Source organism: Actinophytocola sp. KF-1 (assembly GCF_054661535.1).
The window spans coordinates 158472-170861 of record NZ_BAAFVK010000014.1; the positions used below are offsets into that span (position 1 = coordinate 158472).

General features: G+C 72.5%; 13 protein-coding genes. 8 read left to right on the plus strand and 5 right to left on the minus strand.

The features are described from left to right. Positions 1–81 precede the first annotated feature (81 nt). Positions 82–567, plus strand: a complete 486-nt coding sequence (locus ACYQ77_RS35975; RefSeq protein WP_459719763.1) for an MSMEG_6728 family protein — start codon at positions 82–84, stop codon at positions 565–567. Here ACYQ77_RS35975 and ACYQ77_RS35980 read toward each other — a convergent pair. From ACYQ77_RS35980 to ACYQ77_RS35990, 3 genes are read right to left on the minus strand one after another with little or no spacing between them, the layout of a single operon-like run. Then, positions 557–961 carry a RidA family protein gene (locus ACYQ77_RS35980; RefSeq protein WP_459719766.1) on the minus strand — a complete coding sequence of 135 codons (405 nt, stop codon included), beginning with the start codon at positions 959–961 and terminating at the stop codon, positions 557–559. The genes ACYQ77_RS35975 and ACYQ77_RS35980 overlap by 11 nt on opposite strands. Before the next feature lie 19 nt (positions 962–980). Beyond that, positions 981–4109: a CARDB domain-containing protein gene (locus ACYQ77_RS35985; RefSeq protein WP_459719769.1), complete on the minus strand. Its 3129-nt coding sequence runs from the start codon at positions 4107–4109 to the stop codon at positions 981–983. 14 nt (positions 4110–4123) lie between these two features. Further along, a complete protein-coding gene (locus tag ACYQ77_RS35990; protein ID WP_459719771.1) occupies positions 4124–4753 on the minus strand; it encodes a Pvc16 family protein in 630 nt (209 codons plus the stop codon). Positions 4754–4936: 183 nt separating this feature from the next. Here ACYQ77_RS35990 and ACYQ77_RS35995 point away from each other — a divergent pair, with 183 nt between their 5' ends. Genes ACYQ77_RS35995 through ACYQ77_RS36010 form a run of 4 tightly spaced genes read left to right on the plus strand, consistent with a single transcriptional unit; the run spans position 4937 to position 7489 of the window. Then, positions 4937–6466 (plus strand): phage tail sheath family protein, encoded by a 1530-nt coding sequence (locus tag ACYQ77_RS35995; protein ID WP_459719774.1) that lies wholly within the window; start codon positions 4937–4939, stop codon positions 6464–6466. Positions 6467–6483: 17 nt separating this feature from the next. Next, positions 6484–6951 (plus strand): phage tail protein, encoded by a 468-nt coding sequence (locus ACYQ77_RS36000; RefSeq protein WP_459719777.1) that lies wholly within the window; start codon positions 6484–6486, stop codon positions 6949–6951. Next, complete coding sequence (locus tag ACYQ77_RS36005) at positions 6948–7331, plus strand: phage tail assembly protein (RefSeq protein ID WP_459719779.1); 384 nt, start codon at positions 6948–6950, stop codon at positions 7329–7331. The genes ACYQ77_RS36000 and ACYQ77_RS36005 overlap by 4 nt, the downstream gene beginning before the upstream one ends. Then, entirely contained in the window at positions 7328–7489 is a 162-nt protein-coding gene (locus ACYQ77_RS36010; protein ID WP_459719782.1) for a DUF6760 family protein, read from the plus strand. Before ACYQ77_RS36005 ends, ACYQ77_RS36010 begins: the two co-directional genes overlap by 4 nt. A 605-nt stretch (positions 7490–8094) precedes the next feature. Here the strand turns inward: ACYQ77_RS36010 and ACYQ77_RS36015 are convergent. After that, positions 8095–8475, minus strand: a complete 381-nt coding sequence (locus ACYQ77_RS36015; protein WP_459719784.1) for a hypothetical protein — start codon at positions 8473–8475, stop codon at positions 8095–8097. Between the two features lie 300 nt (positions 8476–8775). Continuing rightward, positions 8776–9183 carry a hypothetical protein gene (locus ACYQ77_RS36020; RefSeq protein ID WP_459719786.1) on the minus strand — a complete coding sequence of 136 codons (408 nt, stop codon included), beginning with the start codon at positions 9181–9183 and terminating at the stop codon, positions 8776–8778. Between the two features lie 1234 nt (positions 9184–10417). Here ACYQ77_RS36020 and ACYQ77_RS36025 point away from each other — a divergent pair. From ACYQ77_RS36025 to ACYQ77_RS36035, 3 genes are read left to right on the plus strand one after another with little or no spacing between them, the layout of a single operon-like run. After that, a complete protein-coding gene (locus tag ACYQ77_RS36025; RefSeq protein WP_459719788.1) occupies positions 10418–11452 on the plus strand; it encodes an eCIS core domain-containing protein in 1035 nt (344 codons plus the stop codon). A gap of 9 nt (positions 11453–11461) precedes the next feature. After that, on the plus strand, positions 11462–11917 hold the full coding sequence (locus ACYQ77_RS36030; RefSeq protein WP_459719791.1) for a phage tail protein: 456 nt from the start codon (positions 11462–11464) through the stop codon (positions 11915–11917). Next, on the plus strand, positions 11917–12384 hold the full coding sequence (locus ACYQ77_RS36035; RefSeq protein WP_459719794.1) for a phage tail protein: 468 nt from the start codon (positions 11917–11919) through the stop codon (positions 12382–12384). Before ACYQ77_RS36030 ends, ACYQ77_RS36035 begins: the two co-directional genes overlap by 1 nt. Positions 12385–12390 lie beyond the last annotated feature (6 nt).

Below are 12390 nucleotides of genomic sequence, written 5' to 3' on the forward strand. Positions count from 1 at the left end.
CCGATGGGCTGGACACCGGTTTCGGCCGGCGTCGCGCGGGTATGCGCGGCAGCGAACGCCACCGACCGGATCGGACCGCCCGTGCAGACCTTCCTCCCCCACCCGGACTTCCACGCCGCCGCCGCGGTGCTGGACCCGCTGCGGCTCGGCAAGCAGCGGGTGGAGGCGATCCAGGTGCTGCGTGCGCTGACGGTGCCCGGCTACGGCTGGCGGCACCACCCGGCCGCCGCGATGTGGGCCGGGTACGAGGAGGCGCTGACCCGGTACGGCCTCGCGGTGTGCGGCGTCTGGTGCGAGACCGGCCGCCAGGACACCTGCCAGGTCACCCTGGTGGCGGACCTGCGGCGCGCGACCGGCGTGGACCGGGTCCGCACGCAACCGGAACTGGCCCGCGGCGGCGACCTGCCACCCTGGCTCGGCGACGACGACTTCCACCGCAGCCACCGGTCGGCGCTCGTGCGGAAGGACCCCGGGCACTACCGCCCGCACTTCCCCGACGTGCCGGACGACCTGCCGTACGTGTGGCCGGCCTCGGACCGGCCGCGGCGGGTGCCGGTCAGCCGGTGACGGTCCCGACGACCGCGTCCAACTCGAACTCGACCAGCCACTCCGGGTCGACGAAGCGGGACACCTCCACCACCGTGCAGGCGGGCCGCACGTCGGCGAAGCGTTCCGCGTGGGCGCGGGCGGCCTCGCGCCACCGGGTGATGTCGGTGAGCAGCACGCGGGTCCGGACGACGTCCGCCAGCGATGCCCCCGCCTGGCGCAACGCCTCCTCGGCGATGTCGAGGCAGCGCACCGACTGGGCGTAGACGTCCCCGGCCCCGGCGGTCCCGCCCCCTTCGGCGATCGGCGCGGTGCCCGCGACGCAGACGTACGGTCCCGAGCGCACGGCGCGGGAGAACCCGATCTCCGGTTCGAGCGGCGAGCCGGAGCTGACCAGGCGGCGGGACGACGTCACGGACGCAGCATGCCAAACCTCAGTCGCCGGGCCACCAGCGGTACAGCATGGAGTTCTCGTCGTGCCTGCGCCGGGACGTGACCAGCAGGGTGAGGCCGCCGAGGACCAGGAGGCTCACGCCGAGGCCGACGGGCAGGGCCAGCGACATGCCCGTCCACGCCAGGTCCTTGTCGTCGTTCCCCGAGCCGCCTGCGCCGCCACCCCGGCCACCACCGCTGTCGTCGCCGCCCAGGGAACCGCCGCTGACGCCGTCGCCGGTGACCGGGTCCGTGCCCGGCGGCAGCGGGGGCGGCGCCTGCCCGGCCAGCAGTTCGACCGTGGCGTCGTCGGCGCCGGTCAGCGGCTCGCCGGTGTCGCCGGTGCTGTCGAGGGGGTCGGCCGTGTAGGTGGCCGTGTTGGTCAGTTCCGCCGTGCTCTCCTCGGCCGGGGTGGTGACGGTGCAGCGGACACCGCTCGCGGCGCCTGCGCGCAGGCCCTCGCCCGCGACGGTGAAGTCGCAGTCCGGGGCGTTGTCGTTGGTGACACCGACGGTCATGGGCACGTCGCCGATGTTGCGGACGGTCACCGCGAAGTCGACCTCGGCGCCGTGCTGCGCCTGTTCGGGGTCGGCGGTGGTGCTGATGGTCAGCGCCGGGTTGATCACCGTGACCCGCAGCGGGGTCGTGCCCACGCGCATGGGCCGTTGTGCCTGGTCGACGGCCGCGGCGAACGCCTGGTTGTCGAAGGTGCGGTCCGGGTTGGCGCCGCAGGTGGCGGTCGTGGACTCCCCCGGCGCCAGCTCCGCGACCGGGTCGGGCAGGCACGACGGCGGCAGCGTCGGGCTGGTGATCCGGACGTCGGTGACCGGGCCGTCCGCGTCCGTCCCGACGTGGGTGACGGTGAAGGTGATGGTGACCTCGTCGCCCACCCGGACGGTCGGCCTGTCCACCTCCTGCGTCAGTTCGATCAGCGGTGCCAGGACCGTGATCGGCACCGGGCCGGCGGTCGCGGTGACCTCGTCGCCGTTGACGTCGAGCGCCGTGAGGGTCGCGACCACGTCCTGCGACTCGACCGGCGCCGCGGTACAGGACACCGTCGCGGTCTCCCCCGGCGCGAGCGCGGGGATCGCGTCCGGGGTGCACAGGTCGCCGGTGGCGACCCGCAGGTCGGTGAGCGCCTCGTCCTGGTCGTCGCCGGTGTTGGCGACCGTGAACGTCAGTTCGACCGAGTCGCCGCGGTACAGGGTGTCCTTGGCGGCGGTCGTGGTGATGGTGGCCGTCGGCGCGATCACGGTGATCACCACGCGGTCGCTGGTGACGGTCACCGCGCCCGCGGGGCCGGTGCCGCGCAGGGTGCCGCCGCTCTCGAACGTGGTGGCCGGGGCGGTGGCCGTGCAGGTGAACTCGAGCACCCCGCCCGCGGGGAGGACGGCGGCCGGGACCGCGCAGTCCGTCGCGACGTCGTCGGTGTAGGTCACGCCGGTCAGGTCGGCGGCCGTGTTGTTCCGCAGCCGCACCGCGAACGTCACCGGCGCGCCTTCCCGCACGGCGAGCCGGTCGGGCACGCGTTCCACCGCGTAGTCGGCGGGCACGACCGTGACGGTCGCGGTCGCCGTCGCGCTGACGGTGGCGCCGCTCGCCAGGTACGTGCCGGTCACCGTGGCGGTCGTGGTCAGCTCCCCCGCCTCGCTCGCGGACCGCAGGCAGGTGACGGTCGTGCTCGCGCCGGGCGCCAGCGCGGGCAGCCGCGCCGGGGTGCACAGCACGCCGTCGTCCGCGGTCAGTGCCACGTTCGACAGCGGGAGGCCGCCGTCGTTGCGGACCTCGATGTCGTAGCTCACGAGCGAACCCTGCGTCACCGGGTCCTGCGGGCCGGTCATGGTGATCGCCACGGACGGCGCCACGGTCTCCGCCAGCACCACGCTGCCCAGCACGAGGAAGTCGCCGGTGCTCTGCACGCCGACCGCCACGGCCCCGGTGTCGTTGTCGGCGAGCGCGGGGCGGACGGTCTTGGCGTCGACGCTGAAGTTGTTGCCGCCGCCCGCGCACGAGCGGAAGAAGTCCGCCGGGCCGGGGCCCGCGCACGGTTCGTCGACCGGGGTGCCGTCGACGGTGAACGTCTCGCCGCCCTGCTGCCAGTCGCCGTCGAACGCGGTCACGCCGACCACCAGGTCCGATGTGGACCGTGCGGGCGTGACGCCGGGCAGGATGACGCTGGTGCCCGCGGCGGCGGGCACCAGCCCGGGCAGCAGGCCGTCGACGATCTGCGGGACCCCCGGCAGCAGCGGTTCGAGCAGCCCGGGCAGCAACGCGCCCGTCTTCGGCAGGTCGTCGTTGTAGACGTCGACGACCCGCGGCCGGGGGTGCTCGGCGGTCGGCGCGCCGAAGTCGAACACGACGGTGAGCGACCACCCGCCCGCGCACCCCGGCCCGGTCGGCGCCCACACGTTGGCGACCGACACCGGGAACGCGGTGCCGGCGGGCGCGCCGGCGAACGCGGCGGTGACGTCGGCCCAGTCGGTGTAGATCTGGCTGGGTTCGTCGAGGCCGTCGGTGACCCGGTAGTGGGCGGGGTCGCGGAGCACGGGCACCGGCGCCGCGCCGCCGACGGCGATCCGCACCTGCTGCCGTTCGGGGCTCGGCGCGGCTGGCGGTGGCGGCGGTTCGCCCTGCAGCAGGAGCGGCCGCACGCAGTTGACGCCGGAGAAGCCGATGAACGTGCCGGTGTGCCCGCCCCACGTCAGCTGCGCGTAGCGGACGGTGGCGCCCTCGGGCACGGTCACCTCGGCGCTGCTGGAGGAGAACGTCTCGCCGCGGCCGTCGTCGTCGGCGAGGTGCATGTAGTACCCGTTGTTGTTGCCGCTGTTGTCGAGCGGCGCGCCACCCGTGGACGGTCCGCCCGCCGCGGCGGCCGCGCAGTCCTCCGCCGGGTTGTCGCCGGCGATCTCGTCGCCTGCCGGGCAGCGCAGCACGCTGTTGCCCACGAGGACGACGTCGCCGTACACGGCGTCCCGGTAGGACGGTGTGATCATGGGGCTCGGCGGCGGGGGCAGGAGGCCGGGCTGCGCGACGTCTTCCGCGGGCGGGCCCGACGGCGGGGTGGTGGCGGGGCCGAGGGCGGGCAGCACCACGAGCACCAGCAGGGCGACCACGGCCAGGTAACGGGACACGGGAACGCTCCTCGTCAGTGCTCGGTGATGGACGTATGCCGCCAGCGGGGCGTGGCGGGCTCCGGCAGCTCCTGGTGCGCGGTGTCGTGCACCTCCAGCTCCACGCTGTGCACGGGCGGCGCGGGCGGCTCCCGCCGCGAGGGCAGCACGGGCGCGGTGATCGTCAGGTCGAGCGCGGCCCGCATCGGCACGCCGAGCGCGCCCCACAGGTCGCCGCCGCGCGCGACCGGCGACCAGCCGATGCGCACGGGCAGCGCGGTGTCGAGGTCGTGCAGCGAGCCGCGGAGGAAGTCGGCGGCGAGGCAGTCCTGGTCGGCGTGCGCGCCGAGGACCGCGCCGAGCAGCTCCAGCTCCTCGGAGGTGTCCGAGGCCCACGCGGTGACCAGGTAGGACAGGTGGTAGCTGCGGGTCGGGGCGTGCGTGCCGGTGACCCGGCCGCCCGCGTCGCGGACGCGGACACGCGCGGCAGGCACACCGTCGAGGTTCTCGCTCACCCCGTACAGGAACAGGTTCACGATCCCGGCGCGCCTCGGCCTGCGCTGGATGGCGGCGAGCAGGCCGGGTGGCTCGAAACCGATCTCCGTCCCCGGGGACAGCTCGGCGCCGAGCCACGCCTTGATCGACGATGCGATGTCTGCCAGCACACCTCGAAGTCTCGGCGCGCCCGGGGTCCGGCGGGACCGGGACGCGGCCCATCGCACGGCCATGCGCGGTTGCCCTGGAGTGCACCGGCGGGTGGCCGTGGCGTTGCGCGCCGACGCCCTCTCGCGCGGGACGGCCGGTGTCAGCCTGGAACGACGTCGGATTCGGTCGAACTGGGAGACTCGATGCCCAACTATCTGGCTCCAGGTGTCTACGTAGAAGAAGTGTCGTCGGGGTCGAAACCCATCGAGGGGGTCGGCACCGCCGTCGCCGGGTTCGTGGGGTTCGCCGAGAAGGGGCCGATCTCCGAGCCGACCCTGGTGGCGAACTGGACGCAGTTCACGCGCGTCTTCGGCGGTTTCGTCGAGGGCGCCTACCTGCCGCACGCGGTGTACGGCTACTTCCTGAACGGCGGCGGCACCGCATACGTCGTGCGGCTGCCCGACGTGGCCGCCGGGGACTCCGCTGTGGACCCCGAGCCCGCGGCGATCCCCGCGGCGGGCGACGGGTCGCGGCCCGCGTTCTCGGTACGGGCGCTCGACCCCGCGGCGGCGGACGCGATCACCGTGCAGGTCGGCGAGGCGAGCGAGCCTGGCGACGACGCGTTCCGGCTGGACGTGCTGCGGGACGGCAAGGTCGTCGAGTCGTTCGACAACGTCACCGCGAAGCGCGGCCCGCAGAACGTGGCGACGGTGGTCGCGAAGCAGTCGAAGCTGATCAGCCTCGAGCAGGCGAAGGGCGGCGCGCTCACGGCGCCGCGCAAGAACGCGGTGGTGCCGCTGTCGCCGCCCGCGGCCGCACCGGAACCGCTGTCGCCGGCCGCCTACGTCGGCGATCCGTTGCGGCGCACCGGCATCGGCGCGTTCGAGGCGGTCGACGAGATCACGATGGTGCTGGTGCCGGACCTGATGTCGGCGCTGGCACGCGGGCTCATCGACCTCGACGGCGTGAAGGCGGTGCAGCTGGCGATGATCGCGCACTGCGAGCTCATGTCGGACCGGGTGGCGATCCTGGACCCGCCGCCGGGGCTGAACTCGCAGCAGGTCAAGGAGTGGCGGACGGACATCGCCGGGTACGACACGAAGTACGGCACGCTGTACTGGCCGTGGGTGAACGCGCTGGACCCGGCGACGGGCACGATGGTGTCGGTCCCGCCGAGCGGGCACGTGGCGGGGATCTGGGGCCGCAGCGACGAGACGCGGGGCGTGCACAAGGCGCCCGCGAACGAGGTCGTGCGCGGTGTGGTGTCGCTGGAGACGGTGATCAGCCGGGGTGAGCAGGAGCAGCTGAACCCGTTGGGCGTCAACTGCATCCGGGCGTTCCCGGGGCAGGGCATCCGGGTGTGGGGTGCGCGCACGCTGTCGAGCGACCCCGAGTGGCGGTACGTGAACGTGCGGCGGTTGTTCAACTTCATCGAGGAGTCGATCCTCAACGGCACCAACTGGGTGGTGTTCGAGCCGAACGACGAGTACCTGTGGGCGTCGGTGCGGCGGGTGGTCGGCGCGTTCCTGCAGCGGATCTGGCGCAGCGGCGCGCTGGTCGGCTCGTCGGCGGCCGAGGCGTACTACGTCAAGTGCGACGAGGAGAACAACCCGCCGGAGTCCCGCGACGCGGGCAACCTGATCATCGAGATCGGGATCGCGCCGGTGAAGCCGGCCGAGTTCGTGGTGTTCCGGATTTCGCAGATGCCGCAGGGCTCCGCCCTCGACGAGTGACCACTTTGGAGTGAACGATGACCATGCCACGGGTTTCGACCGCGAGCACCAACACCAACACCCTCGTCAGCGCGGCCCGGTTCGTGATCACCGCGGACCGCATGTCGGAGATCTCGTTCTCCGAGCTGTCCGGCATCACCTCCGAGGTGGAGGTGAGTGAGTACATGGCGAGCAACCGGCTGGGCGTGTCGCTCGCGAAGCAGTTCGGCAAGACCAAGCCGGCGACGGTCGTGCTGAAGCGCGGCGTCGACCAGGACCTGGCGTTGTGGACGTGGCACCAGGAGGTCCTGGCCGGTCAGGCCACGGCCCGGCGCAGCTGTTCGCTGATGCTGCTGGACATCGCCGGTGTCATCAAGCAGACGTACAACCTGCTCAACGCGTGGCCGTCGAAGCTGGAGATCAGCGGCATGAAGGCGGGCGGCAGCGAGGCGGCGATCGCCACGGTCACGCTGACGTGCGAGCAGATCGACATCGCGGCCCGATGAGCGTCGCGGTGACCGAGCCCGCGGGGCTGCGCACGGAGTACCCCTTCGTGCTGCCCCGCGGGTACGTGGACGAGCAGGGCAGGGTCCACCGCGAGGGTGCCCTGCGATTGGCGACGGCGAAGGACGAGCTGACCGCGCAGGCCGAGCCGCTGGTGCGGCAGAACCCGTCGTACCTGTCGATCTACCTGATCATGCGGACCGTCAGCAGGCTCGGCGAGCTGCCGGTGGTGGACCGGTTCGTGATCGAGCACCTGTTCGCGTCGGACCTCGCGTTCCTGCAGGACCTGTACCGGCGGATCAACCAGCTCGGGCACACGGAGGCGGACGTGACGTGCCCGGCCTGCGAGCACCGGTTCCTCGTGGACGTGGCGGGCACATGACGACGGCGACGGACCGGTTGTGGGAGGAGATCGTGTACATCGCCTACTACCTGCACTGGTCGTTCGAGTCGATCCTCGAGCTCGACCACCACACCCGCGCCCGGGTCATCCAGGAGATCGCGAACCTCAACACCCGCGCGGCCGGTGGCGAGGACTGAGCTTTTGCGGAGGTGGGACAGATGGCGATCCGCTGGCCGTGGCGCAGGCAGAAGAAGGTCGGCGCCGCGGGTGTGACGCGCCCGACCGGGGCGTGGCGCAGGCTGCCGGCCATGCACCCGACGTTCCGGGGCGACGGCCCGTTGACCCTGCGGACCGACCCGCCCGGCGTACTGCACCGGTTGACGCCGGCACCACCAGCGGCACTGCCCGGCGGGGCCGGCGGCCGGGTGGAGGGGTTGGTGACGGTGTCGTCGGCCGGGTTGCCGGACGGCGTGGGGTCCGCACCGCTCCCCGCACGGCACAACGGCCGCCGACGGTCCGAGGTGGACGAGCACTGGCTGGCTCAACCGGAACGGCCGGACGAGACGCGACCGGCTAGAGGTCAACACGAGCCGGTCGGGGACGTGCCACCGGCCCGCGGTGACCTCGAGCCGTCGGGCGAAGCGCCACCGGTTCGGGGTGACCACGAGCCGCCGGGCGAAGCGCCACCGGTTCGGGGCGACCACGAACCACCGGGCGAAGCGCCACCCGCCCGGGGTGACCACGAACCACCGGCCGACGCGCCACCGACCCGGGGTGAGTACGAGCCACCGGTCCGGGGCGGTCACGAATCGCCGGGCGGGCAGCCGCCGGCGGGAAAGCCGTACAAACAGGACGTGCCGGTACCACCGCGGCGGGCGATGCCGGTGCGGGAGTCAGCGGCGACCGGGGGGTCGCCGCTGACCGTGGCGGGTGCGGAGTGGGTCGGGGAGGCGAGGGTGCCGGACGACCCGTGGGTGGCGTCGGAGTTCCTGCACAACGCGTACCGGGAGAAGGACCGGATGCTGGCGTCGGCGTACGTGGAGGAGAACGGGGAGGCGCCGTTCATCGCCGCGTCGCGCCCGGCGCCGCCACCGGTGGTGAGCGCCCCACCCGCGCCGGCCCCACGGCCGCAGGCGCGGCGGGCGTCACTGGCGGAGAGCAGGCGCCGCGGAATCGGCGTCACTACCGAAGCACGTCCGTCGGATGAGTCCACACAGGAGGAAGCCCATCCCGTCATCGAGCCCGGAAACCCCGGCTCGACCACAACCTCCAGCGTGCTGACGACTCCGGCCGCCACTTCTCTTGAGCCCCCAAGCGCGCCAACCATCCACCCCAGCGCCACCGACACACCCGGCCGCGCTCCGGCAACCCCAGCCGCGGCAAACACCTCTCCCGAACCCTCAAGCACTCCCACCACGACTACCCCAGCTGCGGCAACCATCTCCCCCGAGACCGCAAGCACTCCCACGAACGCACCAACCACCTACCGCGCCCCCGCGCCCACATCCGGCAGCGCTCCGGCAACCCCAACCGCCGCGGACACCTCCACCCCACCCATCACCGCGACCTCCTCCACCATCGCTCTCGCCACCCCACCCACTGCCGAGGCCTCCCCCGCCGGCACTCTCGCCGCAGCGGCCATCTCCCCCGGCACTTCCCCAGCCCCGATCGCCACGGCCTCCCTCAGCATCGCCACCCCAGCCGCGAGCACTCCCACCACCGAGGCCTTCCCCGGCCCCGGCAACGCTCTCGCAACCCCAGCCTCCGCCAGCAACCTCACGAGCGCTCCCGCACCCCCTGCGAACACCAAGCCCCACGCAACCCCACCGGCCACCTTCCCGAGCACCACCAACACAACCCCACCCACCGCCGCCCCGCACTCCACCAGCACTCACCCAACCGGATCCGCTACCTCGCCAAACCCCACCAACCCTCCCGTGACCCCACCGGACACCTCGCTGAATCCCACCGACCGTCACGCAACCTCGCCCAGCCCCACCGACTCTCACGCAGCTCCAGCGGACACCTCCCCGAACCTCCCCCACCCCCACGCAACCAAACCGGCCACCTCGCCGAACCCCACCAACATTCCCGCAGCCCCACCGGACACCTTGCCGAATCTCACCAACCCTCGGCCAACCCCACCCGCCCCCTCCCCGAGCCCTACCGACTTTCCCGCAGCGCCACCCGCCACCTCCCTGAATCCGACCGGCCCTCACGCAACCGCGGCCGCCACCTCCACCAACCCTTACGCAGCCCCACGGGACACGTTCCCGAGCCTCCCCGACCCCCACCCAGCCACACCAGCCACCTCGCCGAAGCCCACCTCCCCAGGCCCGACCCACCCGCACACAACCCCAGCCGCCACCTTGCCCAGCCCCGCTAACCCTTACGCAGCCCCACTAGGCACCTTCCCGAGCCTCCCCAACCCCCACCCAGCCAAACCGACCACCTCGCCGAAACCCACCGCTTCCACGGACCCCACCAACCCCTACGCAACCCCAACCGCCACCTCCCCAAGCCCCACCAACACTCACGCACCCGCCACCTCGCCCAACCCCGCCAACCCCTACGCAACCCCAGCCACCACCTCCCCAAGCCCCACCAACACTCACGCACCCGCCACCTCGCCCAACCCCGCCAACCCCCACGCAACCCCAACCGCCACCTCCCCAAGCCACACCAACACTCACGCACCCGCCACCTCGCCCAGCCCCACCAACACTCACGCAGACCCGACGGACACCTTCCCGAACCTCACCAACCCCCACCCAGCCAAACCAGCCACCTCGCCGAAGCCCACCACCTCCCCAGACCCCACCAACCACCACGCAACCCCAGCCGCCACTTCCCCCGCCGACACTCACGCAACCCCACTGGACACCTTCCCGAACTTCATCAACTCCCCCACAGCCACTTCGCCGAACCCCACCGGCACTCACGCAGCCCCACCCGTCACCTCCCCGAACCCCACCGGCACTCACCCAGCCCCGGCCGCCACTTCCGCAATCCCCACCAACACTCACGCAACCGCGCGGGACACCCTCCCGAACCTCACCAACCCCCACCCAGCCACCTCCCCGAACCCCACCGGCACTCAGCCAACCCCAAGCCCCACCAACGCCGTGGCAACCCCAGCAACCGCACCCACCTCCCCGACAAGCGCTCCCACAAACCCACCCACCGCGACACACCCCCTCTCAGCGCCACCCACCACCTCCCCGAACACCGACACAACCACCCCGAAACTCGCCCCGACCTCCCCCAGCCCACGGGCAACCCCACCCACCACGACGACCTCCCCGGCAACCCCACCCACCGCAACCCCGCACCCCACCGCCAACGCGCACCTGCCAGAGCCGGCGACGCGCACCCAACTGGCCCCCCTCGACGGGAACGCACTCGACGGGAACGCACTCGACAGCCCGGTCCCCCAGGCAGTGGTCGTCCCCCTCCGCAGGGCGCTCGGCGTGGACGTGTCGACGGTTCCCGTCCGCCGGGGCGGGCTGGTCGCGCAGGCGGCACGACGGCTCCGCGCACGAGCGTTCACCACCGACGGCGTGGTGCACATCCCCGACCACGCCGGCGCGCTCGACAGCGGCACGACCGCCCCGCTGCTGGCCCACGAACTGACCCACGCCGTCCAGCAACAACTGTTCGGCGCGGCGCTCCCGAGTTCGGGCTCCGCGCTGGGCCGGCGTCTGGAGAGCGACGCCGTGGCGGTCGAGCACTGGGTCCGCGGCGGCGCGGCCGGGTCGCCGCCGCCGGTGGTGCGGCAGCTCGCGCCGGAGCAACCGGACGACGACGAGCCCGAGGGCTGGCACGACCTGCCGGTGATGGACACCAGCGCCCTGTTCGACGAGGCCACCCCCCTCCCCCTGGACGCCGAGGACGTCGAGCCGCCGGACGTCTCCACCACCGGGTTGATCGCCGCCTACCGGGACCTGCGGGCCGGCGAACAGAACGGCGACACCGCCACGTCCGCGGAAGAACTCGTCGACCTCATCGCCGACAACCCGCCGCGCCGGTGGCTGGACCTCGACGACCCCGACAACTTCGACGAGATCGCCAACCGCCTGTACCACCACCTCGTCGGCAGGCTCCGGTTCGACGTGCTCGTCGAACGCGAGCGGTCCGGCACGCTCCTTGACTTCAGCTGAGGAACCACCATGCCCCCACCCACGCCCGTCGCGCACGGGATGAGTCATCGGTTCGTCGTCGTGGCAGGCAGTCACAACCTGGGCGCCTGGTCCAAGGTGTCCGGTCTGTCGGTCAACTGGGACCTCGCCGAGCACCGGGTCGGCAGCTCCGACCAGTACTTCAAGTTCGCCGGGGTGCCGAAGTTCGAGAAGCTGAAGCTGTCGCGGGCGGCCGACCCCGTCGGCACGCGGCAGGTGCAAGTGTGGCTCAACGAGGTGCACACGAGCGGCGGCGTCCCGGAGGAGGGCGCGGTCGAGGTGCTGACGTCCGGCGGCGTCCCGGTCATCTCCTGGACGTTGCGGGAGATGTTCCCCATCGGCTGGCAGATCAGCGACTTCGACGCGAGCACCGGCAACGTCGCCATGGAGACGCTCGTCATCGTCTACTCCGGATTCCTCACCGCGGCGAGGGGAGGTCGGCGCTGATGCCCGCCCCGCTCCCGCGCCTCGCGCTCGGCATGGCGACCCGGTTCAACGTCACGGTCGACGGGCTCAACCTCGGCGACTGGTCGGGCTGTACCGGCCTCGAGGTCAAGGCGAAGCTGCACAAGCTCCACAACCCCGGCAACTACGCCAACGAGGAGATCCTGTTCGCCGACGCCACCTACGAGACCGTCAAGCTGGAACGGGCCATCGACGCGCGCTCACAGCTGGTCCGCCGCTGGGTCGCCGACCGCCTCACCTACCGCAGGCAGCCGGGCTGGTCGCCGCTGCCGATGTTCCTCGGCGGGGAGACCGCGACGATCACGCTCCTGGACGCGGCCTGGAAACCGGTCACCACGTGGCAGCTGCGCAACGTCTACCCGGTCGCGTGGAAGGGACCGCAGCTGTCGGCGTCGAAGGCCGCGGTCGCGACGGAGAAGCTCGAGCTCGCGCACGAAGGGTTCCTGTGACATGGC

Excerpts from the sequence above, each read along its gene's own strand:
- ACYQ77_RS36035 (WP_459719794.1), top strand. The coding sequence starts at position 11,917 with ATGCCCGCCCCGCTCCCGCGCCTCGCGCTCGGCATGGCGACCCGGTTC.
- ACYQ77_RS36005 (WP_459719779.1), top strand. The coding sequence starts at position 6,948 with ATGAGCGTCGCGGTGACCGAGCCCGCGGGGCTGCGCACGGAGTACCCC.
- ACYQ77_RS36030 (WP_459719791.1), top strand. The coding sequence starts at position 11,462 with ATGCCCCCACCCACGCCCGTCGCGCACGGGATGAGTCATCGGTTCGTC.
- ACYQ77_RS36010 (WP_459719782.1), top strand. The coding sequence starts at position 7,328 with ATGACGACGGCGACGGACCGGTTGTGGGAGGAGATCGTGTACATCGCC.
- ACYQ77_RS35995 (WP_459719774.1), top strand. The coding sequence starts at position 4,937 with ATGCCCAACTATCTGGCTCCAGGTGTCTACGTAGAAGAAGTGTCGTCG.
- ACYQ77_RS36000 (WP_459719777.1), top strand. The coding sequence starts at position 6,484 with ATGACCATGCCACGGGTTTCGACCGCGAGCACCAACACCAACACCCTC.